Source organism: Mesorhizobium sp. WSM4311 (genome assembly GCF_002295115.1).
GTDB lineage: Bacteria > Pseudomonadota > Alphaproteobacteria > Rhizobiales > Rhizobiaceae > Mesorhizobium.
Genome location: NZ_NSFV01000019.1, coordinates 48909 through 66252 on the forward strand (window position 1 = coordinate 48909; position 17344 = coordinate 66252).

Genomic DNA, 17344 nt, shown 5'->3' on the forward strand with positions numbered 1-17344 from the left:
GCCTGGCCCTTAGAGGCAGAATCCGGCATGCGTCAGCTATTCGTTTAGCCGTGCCGGAGGGAAACAACGAATGGCGCATGAGGATCACACCAGGGTAATCCCCGGGAGAACGCCGCAATCGGCGGCCATGCTGGCGGACGTCAAACGGGCGATGGCGATCACCGCCCGTCTCAACCGGTTGACGTTCAACGACGCCGACGAGGTCCGCGCCCTGTTCAGCGAACTGATCGGCAGGAAGGTCGACGACAGCTTCCTGCTGATCCCGCCCTTCTACGCGACCGGCGGGGCCGACACCCGCGTTGGCCGCAATGTCTTCATCAATCAGAACTGCACGTTTTATGATCTTGGCGGGCTCGACATTGCCGACGATGTGCTGATCGGGCCGAATGTCAGCCTCATCACGTCAGGCCATCCGCTCGAACCGTCGCGGCGCCGTGCCTTCACGACGGCAAGGCCGATCGTCATCGAGCGCAATGTCTGGATCGCCGCCGGCGCGACGGTCATCGGCGGCGTGACCATCGGCGAAAATTCCGTCGTCGCGGCGGGCTCGGTGGTGACCAGGGACGTTCCCGCGAACACGCTCGTCGGCGGCAACCCGGCGCGGGTTATCAGGTCGATTGCCGAGTGAGGCCACTTCACATCAGCGCCTCCAGCGCGAGATACACCCCCAGCGCCAGCAGCCCGACAAGGAACACCCTGCGAAAAGTCTCGACGCTCATCCTCTGGCGCAGCGCCTGGCCGATGAACAGGCCGCCCAGCGCCGGGAGCAGCGCCAGGATCGAGCCCGTCAGTTGCGCCGTCGGCGACGCGAAAGCCCCTGTCCTGAACAGGCCGAGGGCAAGCGCCGCCGTCGAGACGGTGAAGGACAGGCCGAGCGCCTGGATGAGATCTTCCTTCTCCAGCCGCAGCGACTGCAGATAGGGCACCGCCGGAATGACGAAGACGCCGGTCGCGCCGGTGACCAGCCCGGTCGCCACGCCGACCAGCGGGGACATCAAGGCCTCGTGGCGCACCGGCGTGGTGAAGCCAAGCCTGAGGAGGCCGAGAATGGCGTAAAGCACAAGCGCCGCGCCGAGCCCCGCCGAGGCCGCGCCCGCATGCGCGCCGGTGAGCATCCCTGCCCCGGCGACGGTGCCCAGCATGATGCCGGCCATCATCGTCCACAGCCGCCTGCACAGGCCGCCGAAGGCGGGGCCGGTGAACAACTGCCAGAGATTGGTGACCAGCGACGGGATCAACAGCAAAGCGGCGGCCTCGGCCGGCGGCATCGTCACCGCCAGCAGGCCCATCGCCACGGTCGGCAGGCCCATGCCGACGACCCCCTTGACGAAACCGGCGGCGAGGAAAACGGCGCCGATCCAGGCGATGATGCCGGCGCTCAGCATGCCCACGGGATCAATCATGCAGCAGCATGTCAGCCGCATCGGCATCCGGTTTTGCCGGCACGGCATCATGGCTGGCGGGAACCGCCGTCGTGCATCCGCGCAGGCCAGGCTGCGCCTGCGCCATGGCAAGCGAGGCCACGGCGACCGCAAGCGCCATCGCCATGCCTTCAAGAATACCAAGCCGGCCTGTCGCTTTTTCGCTCATGGCAAATCTCCATCGCAAAAGATTTGACGGACATCCGGCCCGCGCACAATGTGGAAGTTGCGCTGCCAGCCTTCGTCCAGGCCGAAGGCTAAGGCCAACATCGCGTACCGCGCAGGAGCAAAAAGATGCGCTTCGATCTCACCGATCTCCGGCTGTTCCTGCTGGTGGCCGAGCGCGGCAGCATCACCCATGGCGCCGAGCTTGCCGGGCTGGCACTGGCCTCGGCGAGCGCCCGCATCAAGGGCATGGAGGAGCGGCTCGGCGCGCCGCTTCTGGAGCGCCGCCGCCGTGGCGTGGTGCCGACTGCCGCCGGCCAGGCGCTGCTGCACCATGCGCGGGCCGTGCAGAACCAGATCGAGGCGATGGCCGGCGACCTCGGCGCCTATGCCGGCGGCCTGCGCGCCCGCGTGCGGCTGATGGCCAACACCGCCGCCACGGCCGAACTTTTACGCGACACCTTGCCGGCCTTCCTGGCGGCCCATCCCGGCATCGACATCGATTTGGAGGAGCGCCCCAGCCACGAGATCGCCGAGGCGGTGGCGAGCGGTGCGGCCGATCTCGGCATCGCCGCGACCTGGGCCGGCCTTGCGCATCTCGAACAGAAACCGTTCTTCATCGACCGGCTGGTGGTGATCGCCGCGCGCAACTGGCCGGGGCTCGCCGGCCTGCGTGCCGTCAGCCTCGCCGACATGCTGGGCGAATCCTTCGTTGGCCTCGGCCTCGGCCACGCCCTGCAGGAGCACATCACCCGCCAGGCCGCCCGCCTGGGCGGCCATCTGCATATCCGCATCCGCGTGCCCGGGCTCGACAATGTCTGCCGGCTGGTCGCGCAAGGCGCCGGCATCGCCATCGTGCCGGAAAGCGCCGCCCGACATTCGGCTCGCACGCTGCGCAGCCTGCGGCTGACCGACGACTGGGCGACCCGCCAGCTCAATTTGTGCGCCCGCAGCTTCGACGAACTGACGCCGCAGGCAAAGCTTCTGGCCGCAGCGCTTGATCCCGCCTCCCCGCATGGGGAGGAGATGGTCATAGCCCAGAGATGATACGGGCCTTGCTGTTATTAAAAATTTCCCATAGTGTCTTTTCACATAAGAAAGAAAAGCGCATCAATTTATCTCATTTGTGAAAGACTGGCACTTTGCGGGAACATCTCGATCTGACCGATCGGCGGCTGGTCAAACAGCTGTCGCAGGACGCCCAGCCGGGCATCAACCGCCTTGCCGAGATCTTGGCGATTTCGGTGCCGACGGTGCGGTCGCGGCTGCGCAATTTGCTCGACCGCAATTTGCTCAAGATCGTCGGCCTGCTGAACCTCACCGAGCGGCCGGAACTGATCTCGGCTATTGTCGGCATCAATGCCCAGGGGCGCGGCCGGGCCCGCGAACTGGCGCAGCGCATTTCCGAACTGCCATTCGTCAACTCGGCCTCGGTGGTCACCGGACGCTTCGACATCATCGTCGACGTGACGGTGGCCGGTGACGTCGCTGATCTCTATCGCGTCACCAGCGAACTGATCCCGGGCGCCGGCGAGCCGGGCGAGGTCGTGCGCAGCGAGACCTTCGTCGTCATGGCGTCCTGCAACAAATGGGTCAGCCTGCCCGAAGGCTGCTGGTCGGACGACCGCAAGGAGCCGGCATGAGGATAGCGGTTCTCGGCGGCCTCGGCCTGCAAGGCCGCGCGGCCATCGCCGATCTCGTCGCCAGTGGTGTCGAGGAGGTGACCTGCGTCGATACCGCGCCGGATGGCGCGGCCCGGCTGGCTGATCTGACCGACCTTTCCCGCGTGCGTTTCGTCATGCCCAAGGGTGCGATCGGACCGGCGCTTGCCGGTGTGCTGGCGGACGCCGACGCCGTCATCGATTTGCTGCCGCAGCCGCTGATGCGCGAGGCGGTGCAAGCCGCCATCGCGACCCGCACGCCGCTGGTCACCACCAATTATGCCAAGACCATCGCCGACCTGGCGCCGGAAGCCGAACGGGCCGGTGTATCGATCATGACCGAATGCGGGCTCGATCCCGGCATCGACCTCGTGCTTTACGCCCGCGCCGCGAAACAGTTCGACGCGATCGCATCAATCGATTCCTATTGCGGCGGCATTCCCGAGCCGAAGGCGATGGCCAAGCCGCTTTGCTACAAGGTGAGCTGGAACTTCGACATGGTCCTGGTCAGCCAGAACCGCGACAGCGTGATGATCGAGGACGGCAAGCGCGTCGCCGTGCCCGCAGCCCGCCAGCACGACAGTCCTTTCATCCATGAGATCGAGGTCGCCGGCCTCGGCCGGCTGGAAGCCTTCCCCAATGGCGATGCGCTGCATTATGTCGAGATGCTTCCTGCGGCCAAAGGGCTGCGCCGCTCCGGCCGCTACACGTTGCGCTGGCCGGGATGGTCGGCCTTCTGGGCGCCGCTGAAGGAGCTCGGCTTCCTCTCCGAGGACAAGGTGCCCGGCACCTCCAGCAGCCCGCGCGAATTCCTCGGCCGGCTGCTCGGCCCGCAACTGCAATATCGCCCCGGCGAGAAGGACCTTTGCGTGATGCGCAATGTCTTTTCCGGCCTCCAAGGCGGCCGCGCCAAGACCGTGACATCCGATTTGATCATCGAGCGCGACCTGGCGTCGGGCCTGTTCGGCATGAGCCTCGGCGTCGGCTACCCCGCCAGCATCGTGGCGCAGATGCTGGCGCGGCGCGAGATCATCACGCCGGGCTTTTTGAACCCGCTGCTCGACGTGCCCGACGAAGCCTTCTTCGAGGAATTGGCCAAACGCGGCATCAAGGTTGCCGAGACGGTGGCCTGGGACTGAGGATTTTCGAACGGCCCGCCGGCAAACGGCGTCGCCGCTCAAAAAAGAGCCCAAGGGAATCCGCGGGCAAACAACGACAGGGAGGAATGCCAGAATGAAGATTGCCAGACTTTTCATCGCCGGAAGACTTTTCATCGCCGGACTTGCGCTCGCGGGCCTGACCGCTGCCGCCAGCGCCGGAACGCTGGACGAGATCACCAAGCGCGGCGAATTGCGCGTCGCCGTGCAGACGCAAGGACCGCCCTTCTCGCTGGTCGGCGCCAATGGCGAACGCACCGGCAGTTCGGTCGAACTCGCCGAACTGATGGCCAAGGAAATGGGTGTGAAGATCACCTTCCTCGACTTCGACTGGGACGGCCTGATCCCGGCGCTCTTGTCCGGCAAGGCCGATCTCCTGGTCGCCGACATGACGCCGACGCTGGCGCGCGGCATGAAGGTCGCCTTCACCACGCCTTACATGTACACGGGCAGCACCGTCTTCACCAAGGCCGACAGCAAGTTCAAGACCACCGAGGACTGCAAAGCCAAGGGCACCAAGATCGCCGTGCTGCTCGGCGCCACCGGCGAGAAGGAAGCCAAGGCCGCCTTCCCCGATGCCGACATCAAGAGCTACAAGGGCGGCGGTCCGCTGCTGCTCGACGCGGTCAACAACGGCCAGGCCGATTGCGGCGTCAATGACGTCTCGGCGGTCAAGGGCCAGTCGACCGCCTACCCGGCCGGCACCTTCACCATCATGCCGGACCTCTTGTCGAAGGAGCCGCTTGCCTTCGCCACCCGCTATGACGAGCCGGACCTGCTGGTCTGGATGAACCTGTTCCTCAACCAGGTCACCATCGACGGCCGCCTGCAGAAGAACCTCGACTACTGGGTCAATTCCGACGCCTGGAAGAAAGACCACTAAATTGGGTGAGTAGTGAGTAGGCAGTAGTGAGTAGTGAGTAGCCATTCGGCGCACTTCTCTACCGCCTACTGCCTACTGCCTACTGCCTACTGCCCTACTGCCCTACTGCCCTACTGCCTACTGCCTACTGCCTCCTCACTACTCACACCGCCGCGCTCATGCTCGAAAATTTCAGTTTCCGCACCATCGTCGAATACCTGCCGCTGTTCGGGCAGGGCCTGGTCACGACCGTCTGGCTGTCGGCGATCTCCTTTGTCGGCGCGCTCCTCGTCGGCATCGCGCTGTGCGCCATGAATTTGCAGCGCGGCTGGTTGTTTCGCGCGCCGGCCAAGGCCTATATCGACGCCGTGCGCGCCACGCCCTTGCTGGCGCAGCTCTATTTCCTCTATTTCGGCCTGCCCCGGCTCGGCTTCGTGCTGCCGGAACTCGTCGTCGGCATCCTCGCTTTGTCATTGAACAGCGGCGCCTATATCGCTGAAATCATTCGCGCCGGCATCCTGTCGATCCCGCGCGGCCAAGTCGAGGCCAGCGTCGCCTCCGGCATGACCTACACGCAGCGCATGCGCCTGGTCGTCCTGCCGCAAGCCTTCAAGGTGACGATCCCGCCGCTGCTCGGCCAGGCGATCGTGCTGGTCAAGGATTCCGCGCTTCTGTCGCTGATCTCGGTCGCCGAGCTGACGCGTGCCGGGCAGTTGCTCGCCTCCGATCGTTTCATGCCGGCGGAAGGCTTTCTCACCATCGCCGCCTTCTATTTGCTGCTCTACTACGGCCTGAAGGCACTGGCCGGTCTCTCCGGCCGCTGGCTCGGCACGGCGGGGGCGCGGACATGATGTGGCAGCAATTCGTCAGCCTCGCCGGCTCTTATCCGCTGGCCCTGCGCGGCCTCGGCATGACCGTGGTGCTGTCGCTGATCAGCCTGGTGCTCGGCACCTTGCTCGGCTTCGGTCTCGGCATCTTGCGCACCGGCGGCAGCCGGCTACTCTCCAGCGTCATCGGCGCCTGGGTCGACCTCATCCGCGGCACGCCGTTCCTGGTGCAGATCTTCCTGATCTTCTTCATCCTGCCGGAGTTCGGTATCGAGCTCGACGCCTTCACCGCCGGCGTCATCGCGCTGACCAATCTCGCCGCCTGCTTCATCTGCGAGATCGTCGCCGCAGGCATCCGCTCGGTTCCATCAGGTCAGGTCGAGGCGGCGCTGGCGTCCGGCCTGTCGCGCTGGCAGCGCATGCGCCAGGTGGTGCTGCCGCAGGCGATGCGCATCGTGCTGCCGCCGCTGGTCGGGCAATATGTGCTCTTGATCAAGGATTCTTCCGTTGTCTCGGCCATCGGCCTGACCGACCTCACCCGCGTCGGCTGGCTGGTGGTGCAGCGTGTGCCCAACGGCCTGCTGGTCTTCTTCCTGGTCGGCGTCGGCTATTTCATCGTCTGCTATCCGCTGATCATGCTGGCCCGCCGGCTAGAACGCCGCATGGGTGCGGCGCATGGCGAGGTGCAGCTGTGACATCGAACCCCAAAGGGCCAAGCAATATGACCAAAGCGGGCATGACCCAACCAGGCCTGACCAAGACCGGCATGATCGACTTTCGCGACGTCAACAAATGGTTCGGCGCGCTCAACGTGCTCAGGGATATCACGCTCAGCGTCGAGCCGCGCGAAGTGGTCGTCGTCTGCGGCCCGAGCGGCTCGGGCAAGAGCACGCTGATCCGCTGTATCAACGGGCTGGAGACGATCAAGGACGGCCACCTCATCGTCGACGGCCAACGCGTCGGCGACCCCGCCACCAACATGACGCAGCTGCGCACCGAGATCGGTTTCGTCTTCCAGTCCTTCAACCTCTACCCGCACAAGACCGCGCTCGAAAACGTCACGCTGGCCCCGATCCATGTCCGCAAGATCCCGCGCGCCGAGGCCGAACAGGCCGGGCGCGAACTGCTGGCCAAGGTCGGCTTGGCCGACAAGGTCAACGCCTATCCGGCACAGCTCTCCGGCGGCCAGCAGCAGCGCGTGGCGATCGCGCGTTGCCTCGGCATGCGGCCCAAGATCATGCTGTTCGACGAACCGACTTCCGCCCTCGACCCGGAAATGATTTCGGAAGTGCTCGACGTCATGGTGGCGGTCGCCGAGGAAGGCATGACCATGATGGTGGTGACGCACGAGATGGGCTTTGCCCGCAAGGTCGCCCAGCGCGTCGTGTTCATGGATGCTGGCGCCATCGTCGAAAGCGGCACGCCCGACGAGTTCTTCTCACACCCCAAGACCGACCGCAGCCGCGCCTTCCTGAGCAAGATTCTCAGGCATTGACGGCGGCGACCGTCGGCTTTGCGGTGCAACCGCTCTGTAAGCCGTTAGGGCCATCGTACCGGGCGAGCGGCTGCCCTTCCGCTGCGGGCGAAAGGGCAAACCGTCTGCGATGGGCGGCTCAGGCCGCCGTCGGGTAATCCGTATAGCCCCTGGCGTCGCCGCCGTAGAACGTCGCCTTGTCGGGGACGTTGAGTTCGGCATTGCGCTTCAGCCGGCTGACCAGGTCGGGATTGGCGATGAACAGCTTGCCGAACGCGACCAGGTCGGCATAGCCGTCCCCGACGGCCTTTTCGGCCAGTTCCTTGTCGTAGCCATTGTTCACCAGCCAGGCACCGGCGCCGCCGGCCTTGTGATAGGCGGCCTTGAGTTCTTCGTAATCGAACGGCTGGTGGCCCTGGCTGAAGTCGCGCGCGCCGCCGGTCGCGCCTTCGACGATGTGGATATAGGCAAGGCCACGGCTGCCCAGGCCCGCCACCACATGGTTGAACAGCGGCTGCGGATCGGCATCCGAAGTGTCGTTGGCGGGTGTCACCGGCGACAGCCTGATCCCGGTCCTGCCGGCGCCGACTGCGCCCGTGACCGCGTCGACCACCTCGAACAGGAAGCGCGTCCGGTTCTCGATCGACCCGCCATACGCATCGCCGCGATGGTTGGTGCCCGAACGCAGGAACTGGTCGATGAGATATCCGTTGGCGCCATGGATCTCGACGCCGTCGAAACCCGCCACCTCGATCGCCGCCTTGGCGGCGCGGCGGAAATCATCGACGATGCCGGGGAGTTCGGCCGCATCGAGCGCGCGCGGCTCGGAGGTCTCGGCGAACTCGCCGCTGCCATCCGGCTTGACCAGGAACGTCTTGGAGTTTGCGCGGATCGCCGACGGCGCCACCGGCTTGCCGCTGCCGGGCTGCAATGTGTTGTGCGAGATGCGCCCGACATGCCAGAGCTGCACCACGATCTTGCCGCCGCCTCTATGGACGGCGTCGGTGACACGCTTCCAGCCGGCCAGCTGGTCCGCGCCATAGAGGCCGGGCACGTTGGCATAGCCCTGGCCCTGATGGCTGATGGCGGTGGCTTCGGTGACGATAAGACCAGCCGTGGCGCGCTGGCTGTAATAGGTCACCGAGAGGTCGCCGGGCACCGCATTGGGCGAGCGATTGCGCGTCAGCGGCGCCATGACGATGCGGTTCGCCAGCGTCAGGTCGCCGGCCCGCAAGGGATCAAACAGGGTAGTCATGAGAAATGCCTTTCATGCATTCGGGGGGAGGATCGTCAGAGATCGGACAAGGCGGCCTGAAAGGCGGCGATGGTTTCTTCGTTGCGCTTGTAGAACACCCATTGGCCGACCCGACGCGTCGTCACGAGGTCGGCCGATGCCAGCGTCGCCAGATGCGCCGAGACGCTGGACTGCGCCAGGCCGCGATGGTCGAACTGGCTGGCGCAGACACCCATCTCGAGCGGATGCGCCTGCGCGGCGAAGTGCTGTTCAGGCTCCTTCAGCCAAGCCAGGACATCGCGTCGAAACGGATGCGCCAGTGCCTTCAATATGATGTCGCGGTCCATCTTCACCTCGCATCGATCTCACCCGATATATAGATCGGGTAGAGTCGATATGGCAGGAAATCCATGCTATTTTCGAAGGCAATTGGAGCAAGTTGGTCTCAGGACACGGCACGAATCCGCAAATAGCGCCGCCGGGCGCCAGCCTCCGCGGCGAATGCGCCGCCATCCCGTCAGGTGACCGACAGCACCTTGCCCGTATCGTGCTGGCGCACGAAATCCACATGGCTGCCGTCCCAGTGGTAGGAGTAGTGCCGGCCTTGTACCGGCACGGGGATGACGTCGGGCCAGAAGATGCCGATGCATTGCCCGTCGGGCATACGCACGCTGTTCCAGACAAGTCCATCGCTGCCCCCTGCCCGTAGCGCCCTCCCCTCCGCCTGCGAGGCGGTGTAATCGTCGGGGTCGAGCACGCCGGGCACGGCGTTGACGTCGTCGAGGTCGCGGTCGACGCTGCCGATCAGCACGCGAAAGTCCGCCGTCCAGCCCGGATCCTCATTGGTGGCGCGCATGAAGTTCTGGTGGTGGTGGATGGTTTCGGCCAGCGCCACATCCTCGCTGTCGCCGGCATAATAGAGGCCGTAGCTGCCATCGGAAAAACGCCCGGGCCGCAGCGTCGAACAGTGCACGAAGGGCGCCATGACGAAGCTGGCGCCGGGGCCGGACACCCGCCTTGCCGCCGCGACCTTGCCGAGATCGCCGATCTCCAGCCGGATGCGCGGGTTGGTCTTCTCCTCGACGGCGGCCAGAGCCTCCCAGTCACGCGGATCGGCAATGTCCTCGAACAGGTCGATCGGCGGATGGATGGAGCGGATGATGCGAAACGTCTGGGGCCAGTGGACGCGGCGCCTGACCGCGAGCCCACTCACCATGCACCACGCTCCGCATCGAGCCATTCGCGCATGGCGGCAAGGTCGGAGATTTCGCCGCGCAGCATCAGGTCGAGCGCCGACTGGCCGCCGAACGTGGCATTGGGCTTGCGGATCCAGGCATAGCCGCGCGCCGGCTCGGTGAAGAGATAGCGCAGGCCCTTGTGGATGCCCATCAGATGCGCCATGCGGGTGCGCAGGTCGCGGTCGATCCTACCGATGCCGCCTTCCTTCCAGCGCGCCCCAGTCTTCCAACGTGCCCAGGTGCGCGCCGACATGCCGCCGAGCAGGATGCAGGCCTCGATGTCGGTGAGGTTCCACGCCTTGAACAGATTGACCGTGGTGCGCGCCAGCGCGCCGGCCTCTTCTTCCGAAATGGCTGACCCGACCGCGGCCGGCGTCGTGACGATGGACTGAAGCTGCATGTTGCTCACCCTGCTATTGGCAGAGATATAGCATGTATTTGCCAATTGGCAAGGATGAGACCTTAACAGACTTGGGTTCCTCGCCCCCACGAAGTGGGGGAGAGGTGGATCGGCGAAGCCGAGACGGAGCGGGGGATGGCGCGGCCCTAGGTGATTGAGCAGAAACATCCAGCGCCGCAGCCCCCTTTCCGACCGCTTCGCGGCCACCTCTCCCCCGCTTTGCGGGGGCGAGGAACCCAATTCCTGGAAGGTCGATGCTAAGGCCCTGCCTACTCCGCCGCCTCATACCCGGCGATGCCCTTGATCTCGAGGAAATCCTCGAGCCCGTATTCGGCGTATTCGCGGCCGTTGCCTGATTGCTTGTAGCCACCGAAGGGCAGGCCGGCGTCCCAGGCCGGGTAGTTGATGTAGACATTGCCCGAGCGCATGCGTGCCGCCACGTCGCGGGCCTTCTGGATGTCCTTGGCCTGGATGTAGGAGGCAAGGCCATAGACGGTGTCGTTGGCCTGTTCGACCGCCTGTTCGACCGTGTCATAGGGCAGGATCGCCAGCACCGGCCCGAAGATTTCCTCGCGCGCGATGCGCATGTCGTGGGTGACGTCGGCGAACACAGTCGGCCTGACATAGTAGCCGCGGTTGAGTTCGGCCGGGCGGCCGGGGCCGCCGGCGACCAGCGTCGCCCCCTCGTCGATGCCGGCCTGGATCAGGTCCTGGATCTTGTCGAACTGGACCTGGCTGACGACGGGGCCAAGCTTGGTGTTGGCGCCATCGGCGGGGCCGACCACGAATTTTTCCGCCGCCGCCTTGGCATAACCGGCGGCCTCGTCATGGCGCTCGCGCGGCACGAACATGCGGGTCGGCGCATTGCAGGACTGGCCGCTATTGCCGAAGCAGCCGGCGACACCCTTGGTGACGGCGCGGGCGAGGTCGACATCCGGGAACAGGATGTTGGCCGACTTGCCGCCCAGTTCCTGGTGCACGCGCTTGACCGTGTCGGCGGCGGCCTTGGCCACCAATATGCCGGCCCGCGTCGAGCCGGTGAACGACATCATGTCGACGTCGGGATGGCTGGACAGCGCCTGGCCTACGCCGGGGCCGTCGCCATTGACGAGATTGAACACACCCTTCGGCACGCCGGCCTCATCGATGATCTCGGCGAAGATGATGGCGTCGAGCGGCGCAATTTCCGACGGCTTCAGCACCATGGTGCAGCCGGCGGCAAGTGCCGGGCCGACCTTGCAGGTGATCTGGTTCAGCGGCCAGTTCCACGGCGTGATCAGGCCGACGACGCCGATCGGTTCCTTGACGATCAGCGAGGCCCCCTTGACGTGACGAAACTGGAAGGTCTTCAGCGTCTCCGCCATCTTCTCCAGATGCGCCAGCCCGACGCCAACCTGGCTGTCGAGCGCCATCTGGCGCGGCGCGCCCATTTCGCGCGACACGGCGAGCGCCAGGTCCCTGGAGCGCTTCTTGTAGACCTCGATGACGCGGTTCAGCATGTCGAGGCGTTCTTCGACCGAGGTGAAGCCGAACGTATTGAAGGCGCGCCTGGCGGCGGCCACCGCCTTGTCGACATCGGCCTTGGAACCCAGCGAGATCCGCGCGAAAACATCCTCATTCGACGGATCGATGACATCGAGTGTGTTGGGCACGACAGGATCGACCCACGCACCGTCGATATAGAACTGCAGATTGTGTGGCATGGTTTTCTCCTTGGGGTGCCGCAAGGCCGTTCCGGCCGTCATATCCGATCAGAAATAACGATGCACAAACGCCGCTGTCAAACACAACCCCCGAAATGGTTGAGCCAGCGCGCCAGCGATTGAGCCAGAGGCGTTGGCCAGAGAACCCAGCCGTTTTCAATGGCCAAGGATGGACTACAGCAGAGTGTGACCTGCCTCGACCAGATGCCGTCGCGCCGCATCCTGATCCCCGGCCTTCACCAGCAGGTGATCGCCGTCGAAGGTGGACACCAGGAAGATGCCCAGTCCCTTTTCCGACAGCGGCTGGATGACCGACAGCACGATGCCGGTTTCGTCGAAAGCAAAGGGCCCCTGCAATTTGAAGGCGACCCAGTCGCCGTCGTGCTTGACCGTGCCTGGGACGCGATCCTGCAGGCACGTGATCGAAAGCTCGTCGTCGGTCCGGGTGATGCTGACGAAGCCCGGCCCGTCCGCCCAGCCGGGAATGCCGTCGCCCGACCCGAGCCGCGAAATCGCGTACGGCCCGGGAAGTTGCCTCAATTTGACCTTGGCAGCCATCGTCGTATCCATGCCTCCGATTTGTCCGCTATCGCGTCAATTTCTTGCTCATATAGACCGTCATGCCGCCCATGAACGGCTCCTCCCGCTCGATCGTATAGCCATGCTTTTTGTACAACAACACATTGGCCTCGAAGGCGCCATTGGTCAGCAGGCGCAGCTCCAGGCGGTCTGCTTCGAGCGCCTTGCGCTCGGCCCGCTCCAGCAGCAGCCGGCCGATCCCCCTGCCCTGCGCCGGCGGCGCGACGCAGACATTCTCGATCCACAGATGATCGTCGGCCAGCATGGTTTCGATCATCCCGACGATGCGGCCGCCGTCGACGGCAAGCTCGAACGGATGCTCGGCAACGGCCTTCCCGTAATCGGCGCGCATCGGCAGCGGCTCGCGGCCGATCACCGGCACCCATTTGCCATAGGCCGCGCGCACAATGTCCCTGATGGTCGCGGCGTCAGCGGTTTCGGCCGGCCGAAACCGGATGGAAGAATTTGTCATCACAGTGCTCCAGATATGCAAAACCCCGCCGGCGATGTCGCGGGCGGGGCTGGAAACGAACGAACCGGATCTATCCTGCCGGCCTTTGTCGTCGCGCAATCAGCTTGCCGCTCCGCAATGGGCGGGAACAACGTCGCTGGGTGTTTGTGGGCGCGAGAGCGAACATGACGCCAAGCTGGAACATGAGGCGCGGGCGTCAAGGCTTGGGGATTAGCCCAGACTTTCGAACTTAGTACTCCTGCGCCGTCAGCCTGAACAGGATCTCGTTGATGTCGGCCTCATCGGGCCAGCTCATGGCGAACTCGACCGTCCTGAAGGAATCCGCCGGATGGCTACACGGTCACAGAGCGCGCGCACGCTTCAGCGGTCAATCCTCGCCGCCTGTTGCGGCGAATAGCGCTCGCCCTGCACGGCAATTGCCGAGACCGCGTTTTCGATGTCGGCAAGATCCTGCGCCGTCAGCGCGACCGAGGCCGATCCGATGTTCTCCTCGAGGCGGTTGAGCTTCGTCGTGCCGGGGATCGGAACGATCCAGGGTTTTTGCGCCAGCAGCCAGGCGAGCGCGACCTGCGCCGGGGTCGCCTTCTTTTGCGCCGCGATGGCGACGATCGCGTTGACCAACGCCTGGTTCGCCTTGCGCGCCTCTTCCGCGAAACGCGGCACGGTGTTGCGGAAGTCGCTGCTGTCGAACCTGGTATCGGCATTGATGGCGCCGGTCAGGAAACCCTTGCCCAGCGGGCTGAAGGGCACGAAGCCGATGCCCAGTTCTTCGAGCACCGGCAGGATCGCCGCCTCGGGTTCGCGCCACCACAGCGAATATTCGCTTTGCAGGGCGGCGACCGGCTGCACCGCATGGGCGCGGCGGATGGTGCGCACGCCGGCTTCGGAGAGGCCGAAATGCTTGACCTTGCCTTGGCCGATCAAGTCCTTCACCGCGCCCGCCACATCCTCGATCGGCACGACCGGATCGACGCGGTGCTGGTAGAGCAGGTCGATCCGGTCGGTCCTCAGCCGCTTGAGCGAGGCCTCGACGACCTCGCGAATATGCTGCGGCCGGCTGTCCATGCCTTGATGTCCGGCCGTGCCGGCGATGTCGATGCCGAATTTGGTGGCGATCACCACCTGGTCGCGGATCGGCTGCAGCGCCTCGCCGACGACCTCCTCGTTCTTGAACGGCCCATAGACCTCCGCCGTGTCGAAGAAGGTGATGCCGCGCTCGAAGGCGGAGCGGATCAGGCGAACGGCATCCGGCGTCTCCATCGGCGCCCCGTAGGACTGGCTGATCCCCATGCAGCCGAGCCCGATGGCCGAGACTTCGAGGCCGCTTGTTCCAAGTGTGCGCTTTTGCATTTTCAATTCTCCTTCGGTGTGATCCGCACCGTGGCGGCACCGGCACGTGCCGCGATCATCGGTGCGAGCTGGCTGCGTATTTCGCCCGGTAGGCGTCATCGATGCGGGCGTTGACGGTTCCCTCGACTGCTTCAAAGGTAACGTCCCGGGTCAGGCCGGCAGCCGTGATGCGTCCGGCCTTCTGCCTGATCGCGGCCTGATACCAGCGCGACTGCCGGCCGTTGTAGCCGCGCACATAAAGCGCGCCGTCGACGACGACCGACCAGATCCAGGTCGGCGTGCCCAGGGTCACGCCGTCATCGCGCAAAGGCGAAATATGCAGATCGTCGGTTGCCGCGATCCTCCCGAGTTCATCCTTCGACCAAGGCATTTCCTATTCCTTTTTCTCGGCATCCGCCTGTTCGAAAACCTTGCGGGCGACGCCGATCGCCGTGCTTGCAACCGGCCATCCGGCGTAAAAGGCGAGATGCGTGATGGTTTCGATGAGTTCGTCGCGGGTGACGCCATTGTCGAGTGCCCGCTTCATGTGGAAAGGCATCTCGTTGATCCGGTAGTTCGAGATCAGGCTGGCGACGGTGACGAGGCTGCGGTCGCGCGGCGAAAGGCCGGGCCGTATCCAGACATCTCCGAACAGCACCTCGTCGGTGTATCTGCCGAGCGCGGGCGCGATATCGGAGAACGGACTCCTGTGCGGCACTGGTTTATCGGTCATGGTGGTTTCCTTCGTTGCGGCATCGGTCCAAGCGAAGCGCTGATGCTTGCTCAGACCCCGTATTGTTCGTCGGTAACATGCTCCATCCAGTCGACGACCTTGCCTTCGAGGGCCTCGGCGATGGCAATGTGGGTCATCGCTGTTGTCGGTGCCGCGCCATGCCAGTGCTTCTCGCCGGCCGCGAACCAGACGATGTCGCCGGGGCGAATAGGCTCGATCGGGCCGCCCTCACGTTGGACCAGGCCGGCGCCCGACATGACGATCAGCGTCTGGCCGAGCGGATGGGTGTGCCACGCGGTGCGCGCGCCGGGTTCGAAAGTCACGGTGGCGCCGCCGACGCGGGCCGGCTCGCTGCCCTTGAACGGTGCGTCGATGCGCACCGTGCCGGTGAAATAGTCGGCTGGACCTTTTGCGGAAGGCTGCGAGCCGCTTCGCTTGATGTCCATGGTTTCTCCTTCTCGACGCCAGGCAGCACGCTGCCCCAGGCCTTCAAGGCCGCCGAGTTCGGGCAGCCAATTGTGATGGCGTCTATTTAGCGCCTGCGATTGGCCTGGATTAGATGCTACACCCGGCATGTACTTATGAGGACAATTCATCAATGCCGCGAGACAATCTGAACGAGCTGGCCGCTTTCCTCGCCGTCGCGCGCGAAAAAAGCTTCACGCGGGCGGCGGCCCAGCTCGGCGTCTCGCAATCGGCGCTCAGCCACACGGTGCGCGCGCTGGAGGAGCGGCTGGGCGTGCGGTTGCTGACCCGCACCACGCGCAGCGTGGCGCCCACCGAGGCCGGCGAGCGCCTGGTGCGCTCCGTCGGGCCAAGGCTCGACGAGATCGAGGCCGAGCTCGCCGCGCTAAGCGCCCTGCGTGAAAAGCCCGCCGGCACCATCCGCATCACTGCCAGCGAGCACGCCGCCGAGGCGGTGCTGTGGCCGGCGATCGCGCGGCTTATGCCGGACTATCCCGACCTCAAGGTCGAGATCATCGTCGACTACGGCCTGACCGACATCGTCGCCGAGCGCTATGACGCCGGCGTGCGGCTTGGCGAACAGGTGGCGCACGACATGATCGCGGTGCGCATCGGCCCCGACATGCGCATGGCCGCGGTTGCATCGCCCGCTTATTTCGCCCGGCAGCCGAGGCCGCGCACGCCGCAGGAACTTACCGCCCACAACTGCATCAACCTGCGCCTGCCGACCTATGGCGGGCTCTATGCCTGGGAATTCGAAAAGGCCGGGCGCGAACTGAAGGTGCGCGTCGAAGGCCAGCTGATCTTCAACACGGCGGGGTTGCGCATGAATGCGGTGCTGGCCGGCCTTGGCCTTGCCTACCTGCCGGAGGATCAGGTGCGCGCGCATCTTGCCGACGGCCGGCTGGTGCGGGTGCTGGCAGACTGGTGCCCGCCCTTCCCTGGCTACCATCTCTACTACCCCAGCCGTCGCCAGGCGACGCCTGCCTTCTCGCTGCTGGTCGATGCGCTGCGCTATCGCGGCTAGAACGTCTGGACTGCGCCCGCGGTCGTTCTATTTTCCTGCCGGAACGCGATTGAAGAAACCCCGGAGCCGTCGCGGTGACAGAAACCGACCTCTATCGTGGCTATATCGACTGCCTCAACAATCAGGATTGGGCGCGGCTGCATCTCTTCGTCCATGACGAGGTGCACTACAGCAGTGAGCGCGTCGGCCTATCGGGTTACCGCGCCATGCTGGAGCGGGATTTCCGGGAAATTCCCGATCTCTATTTCGATGTCCAGCTGCTGATTGCCCAACCACCGTTCATAGCCAGCCGCCTGCAGTTCAACTGCACGCCAAAGGGAACCTTCTTCGGCCTGCCCATCAACGGCCGCAAGGTCTCGTTCAGCGAGAACGTTTTCTATGAATTTCTGAGCGATCGGATCAGGAACGTCTGGTCGGTGATCGACAAGGCGGCCATCGAAGCACAGCTTTGATGAGGCCAGCTCCCCTCTCCCCATTCCCACAGGGAGTTGAGGACTGATCCGCGCAGCGGACGAAAAGCCAATTGCTTGGTTTTTCGAAAGACGAACGGCCGGCAGGCGGATGAGAGGCAGCGCCAACGTTGGTCAGTGATTGCCG

22 protein-coding genes and 2 pseudogenes are annotated in these 17344 nt (G+C 64.9%); 10 read left to right on the top strand and 14 right to left on the bottom strand.

Annotation, left to right across the window (positions count from 1 at the left end; genetic code table 11):
- Positions 1–70: 70 nt before the first annotated feature.
- Positions 71–628 (top strand): sugar O-acetyltransferase, encoded by a 558-nt coding sequence (locus CK226_RS31140; protein ID WP_095774889.1) that lies wholly within the window; start codon positions 71–73, stop codon positions 626–628.
- Between the two features lie 7 nt (positions 629–635).
- On the opposite strand, the gene CK226_RS31145 is transcribed toward CK226_RS31140, so the two are convergent.
- Both CK226_RS31145 and CK226_RS31150 read right to left on the bottom strand, forming a co-directional pair.
- The gene (locus CK226_RS31145; RefSeq protein ID WP_095793881.1) at positions 636–1385 is read right to left on the bottom strand and encodes a sulfite exporter TauE/SafE family protein; all 750 of its coding nucleotides are present in this window, start codon (positions 1383–1385) and stop codon (positions 636–638) included.
- A 10-nt stretch (positions 1386–1395) separates the two neighbouring features.
- Positions 1396–1590 (bottom strand): hypothetical protein, encoded by a 195-nt coding sequence (locus CK226_RS31150; RefSeq protein ID WP_095793882.1) that lies wholly within the window; start codon positions 1588–1590, stop codon positions 1396–1398.
- 125 nt (positions 1591–1715) lie between these two features.
- Here CK226_RS31150 and CK226_RS31155 point away from each other — a divergent pair, with 125 nt between their 5' ends.
- The 7 genes from CK226_RS31155 to CK226_RS31185 all read left to right on the top strand — a co-directional run bounded on the left by CK226_RS31155 (position 1716) and on the right by CK226_RS31185 (position 7588).
- The gene (locus CK226_RS31155; protein ID WP_095793883.1) at positions 1716–2633 is read left to right on the top strand and encodes a LysR substrate-binding domain-containing protein; all 918 of its coding nucleotides are present in this window, start codon (positions 1716–1718) and stop codon (positions 2631–2633) included.
- Between the two features lie 95 nt (positions 2634–2728).
- Positions 2729–3229, top strand: coding sequence for an Lrp/AsnC family transcriptional regulator (locus CK226_RS31160; protein WP_010910740.1), 501 nt, complete (start codon positions 2729–2731; stop codon positions 3227–3229).
- Complete coding sequence (locus tag CK226_RS31165; protein WP_095793884.1) at positions 3226–4386, top strand: saccharopine dehydrogenase family protein; 1161 nt, start codon at positions 3226–3228, stop codon at positions 4384–4386. Before CK226_RS31160 ends, CK226_RS31165 begins: the two co-directional genes overlap by 4 nt.
- 94 nt (positions 4387–4480) lie before the next feature.
- On the top strand, positions 4481–5287 hold the full coding sequence (locus CK226_RS31170; RefSeq protein WP_095774894.1) for an ABC transporter substrate-binding protein: 807 nt from the start codon (positions 4481–4483) through the stop codon (positions 5285–5287).
- Positions 5288–5445: 158 nt separating this feature from the next.
- On the top strand, positions 5446–6117 hold the full coding sequence (locus CK226_RS31175) for an amino acid ABC transporter permease (RefSeq protein WP_095774895.1): 672 nt from the start codon (positions 5446–5448) through the stop codon (positions 6115–6117).
- Positions 6114–6788, top strand: coding sequence for an amino acid ABC transporter permease (locus CK226_RS31180; RefSeq protein WP_095774896.1), 675 nt, complete (start codon positions 6114–6116; stop codon positions 6786–6788). The genes CK226_RS31175 and CK226_RS31180 overlap by 4 nt, the downstream gene beginning before the upstream one ends.
- 41 nt (positions 6789–6829) lie before the next feature.
- Positions 6830–7588: an amino acid ABC transporter ATP-binding protein gene (locus tag CK226_RS31185; RefSeq protein ID WP_095793920.1), complete on the top strand. Its 759-nt coding sequence runs from the start codon at positions 6830–6832 to the stop codon at positions 7586–7588.
- A 118-nt stretch (positions 7589–7706) separates the two neighbouring features.
- On the opposite strand, the gene CK226_RS31190 is transcribed toward CK226_RS31185, so the two are convergent.
- The 12 genes and pseudogenes from CK226_RS31190 to CK226_RS31240 all read right to left on the bottom strand — a co-directional run bounded on the left by CK226_RS31190 (position 7707) and on the right by CK226_RS31240 (position 15701).
- Positions 7707–8822 (bottom strand): alkene reductase, encoded by a 1116-nt coding sequence (locus tag CK226_RS31190; RefSeq protein ID WP_095793885.1) that lies wholly within the window; start codon positions 8820–8822, stop codon positions 7707–7709.
- Positions 8823–8857: 35 nt separating this feature from the next.
- Entirely contained in the window at positions 8858–9148 is a 291-nt protein-coding gene (locus tag CK226_RS31195) for a metalloregulator ArsR/SmtB family transcription factor (protein WP_032931173.1), read from the bottom strand.
- 170 nt (positions 9149–9318) lie between these two features.
- Positions 9319–10017, bottom strand: a complete 699-nt coding sequence (locus tag CK226_RS31200) for an RES family NAD+ phosphorylase (RefSeq protein ID WP_095790451.1) — start codon at positions 10015–10017, stop codon at positions 9319–9321.
- On the bottom strand, positions 10011–10439 hold the full coding sequence (locus CK226_RS31205) for an MbcA/ParS/Xre antitoxin family protein (protein WP_095793921.1): 429 nt from the start codon (positions 10437–10439) through the stop codon (positions 10011–10013). The genes CK226_RS31200 and CK226_RS31205 overlap by 7 nt, the downstream gene beginning before the upstream one ends.
- A gap of 269 nt (positions 10440–10708) precedes the next feature.
- The gene (locus CK226_RS31210) at positions 10709–12142 is read right to left on the bottom strand and encodes an aldehyde dehydrogenase family protein (RefSeq protein WP_095793922.1); all 1434 of its coding nucleotides are present in this window, start codon (positions 12140–12142) and stop codon (positions 10709–10711) included.
- A gap of 174 nt (positions 12143–12316) precedes the next feature.
- Positions 12317–12700 (bottom strand): ACT domain-containing protein, encoded by a 384-nt coding sequence (locus CK226_RS31215; RefSeq protein ID WP_095793923.1) that lies wholly within the window; start codon positions 12698–12700, stop codon positions 12317–12319.
- 28 nt (positions 12701–12728) lie between these two features.
- Entirely contained in the window at positions 12729–13196 is a 468-nt protein-coding gene (locus tag CK226_RS31220; protein WP_095793924.1) for a GNAT family N-acetyltransferase, read from the bottom strand.
- A gap of 226 nt (positions 13197–13422) precedes the next feature.
- Positions 13423–13518 (bottom strand): annotated as a pseudogene (locus CK226_RS35835) (oxidoreductase); the annotation flags it as partial.
- 35 nt (positions 13519–13553) lie between these two features.
- Positions 13554–14543: an aldo/keto reductase gene (locus CK226_RS31225; RefSeq protein ID WP_095793886.1), complete on the bottom strand. Its 990-nt coding sequence runs from the start codon at positions 14541–14543 to the stop codon at positions 13554–13556.
- 2 nt (positions 14544–14545) lie between these two features.
- Positions 14546–14913, bottom strand: a pseudogene (locus tag CK226_RS31230) (DUF2255 family protein).
- A 3-nt stretch (positions 14914–14916) separates the two neighbouring features.
- Entirely contained in the window at positions 14917–15255 is a 339-nt protein-coding gene (locus CK226_RS31235) for a carboxymuconolactone decarboxylase family protein (protein ID WP_095793887.1), read from the bottom strand.
- Between the two features lie 50 nt (positions 15256–15305).
- Positions 15306–15701, bottom strand: a complete 396-nt coding sequence (locus CK226_RS31240) for a cupin domain-containing protein (RefSeq protein WP_095793888.1) — start codon at positions 15699–15701, stop codon at positions 15306–15308.
- A gap of 152 nt (positions 15702–15853) precedes the next feature.
- Between CK226_RS31240 and CK226_RS31245 the strand changes: the two genes are divergently transcribed.
- Positions 15854–16747: a LysR family transcriptional regulator gene (locus CK226_RS31245; protein ID WP_095793889.1), complete on the top strand. Its 894-nt coding sequence runs from the start codon at positions 15854–15856 to the stop codon at positions 16745–16747.
- Positions 16748–16821: 74 nt separating this feature from the next.
- The gene (locus CK226_RS31250) at positions 16822–17199 is read left to right on the top strand and encodes an ester cyclase (protein ID WP_095793890.1); all 378 of its coding nucleotides are present in this window, start codon (positions 16822–16824) and stop codon (positions 17197–17199) included.
- The last annotated feature ends 145 nt before the right edge of the window (positions 17200–17344 follow it).

Bases quoted from the DNA above. Each gene is read 5' to 3' on its own strand.
- CK226_RS31140 (WP_095774889.1), top strand. From the start codon at position 71: ATGGCGCATGAGGATCACACCAGGGTAATCCCCGGGAGAACGCCGCAA.
- CK226_RS31145 (WP_095793881.1), bottom strand. From the start codon at position 1,385: ATGCTGAGCGCCGGCATCATCGCCTGGATCGGCGCCGTTTTCCTCGCC.
- CK226_RS31150 (WP_095793882.1), bottom strand. From the start codon at position 1,590: ATGAGCGAAAAAGCGACAGGCCGGCTTGGTATTCTTGAAGGCATGGCG.
- CK226_RS31155 (WP_095793883.1), top strand. From the start codon at position 1,716: ATGCGCTTCGATCTCACCGATCTCCGGCTGTTCCTGCTGGTGGCCGAG.
- CK226_RS31165 (WP_095793884.1), top strand. From the start codon at position 3,226: ATGAGGATAGCGGTTCTCGGCGGCCTCGGCCTGCAAGGCCGCGCGGCC.
- CK226_RS31170 (WP_095774894.1), top strand. From the start codon at position 4,481: ATGAAGATTGCCAGACTTTTCATCGCCGGAAGACTTTTCATCGCCGGA.
- CK226_RS31175 (WP_095774895.1), top strand. From the start codon at position 5,446: ATGCTCGAAAATTTCAGTTTCCGCACCATCGTCGAATACCTGCCGCTG.
- CK226_RS31180 (WP_095774896.1), top strand. From the start codon at position 6,114: ATGATGTGGCAGCAATTCGTCAGCCTCGCCGGCTCTTATCCGCTGGCC.
- CK226_RS31185 (WP_095793920.1), top strand. From the start codon at position 6,830: ATGACCCAACCAGGCCTGACCAAGACCGGCATGATCGACTTTCGCGAC.
- CK226_RS31190 (WP_095793885.1), bottom strand. From the start codon at position 8,822: ATGACTACCCTGTTTGATCCCTTGCGGGCCGGCGACCTGACGCTGGCG.
- CK226_RS31195 (WP_032931173.1), bottom strand. From the start codon at position 9,148: ATGGACCGCGACATCATATTGAAGGCACTGGCGCATCCGTTTCGACGC.
- CK226_RS31200 (WP_095790451.1), bottom strand. From the start codon at position 10,017: ATGGTGAGTGGGCTCGCGGTCAGGCGCCGCGTCCACTGGCCCCAGACG.
- CK226_RS31205 (WP_095793921.1), bottom strand. From the start codon at position 10,439: ATGCAGCTTCAGTCCATCGTCACGACGCCGGCCGCGGTCGGGTCAGCC.
- CK226_RS31210 (WP_095793922.1), bottom strand. From the start codon at position 12,142: ATGCCACACAATCTGCAGTTCTATATCGACGGTGCGTGGGTCGATCCT.
- CK226_RS31215 (WP_095793923.1), bottom strand. From the start codon at position 12,700: ATGGCTGCCAAGGTCAAATTGAGGCAACTTCCCGGGCCGTACGCGATT.
- CK226_RS31225 (WP_095793886.1), bottom strand. From the start codon at position 14,543: ATGCAAAAGCGCACACTTGGAACAAGCGGCCTCGAAGTCTCGGCCATC.
- CK226_RS31235 (WP_095793887.1), bottom strand. From the start codon at position 15,255: ATGACCGATAAACCAGTGCCGCACAGGAGTCCGTTCTCCGATATCGCG.
- CK226_RS31240 (WP_095793888.1), bottom strand. From the start codon at position 15,701: ATGGACATCAAGCGAAGCGGCTCGCAGCCTTCCGCAAAAGGTCCAGCC.
- CK226_RS31245 (WP_095793889.1), top strand. From the start codon at position 15,854: ATGCCGCGAGACAATCTGAACGAGCTGGCCGCTTTCCTCGCCGTCGCG.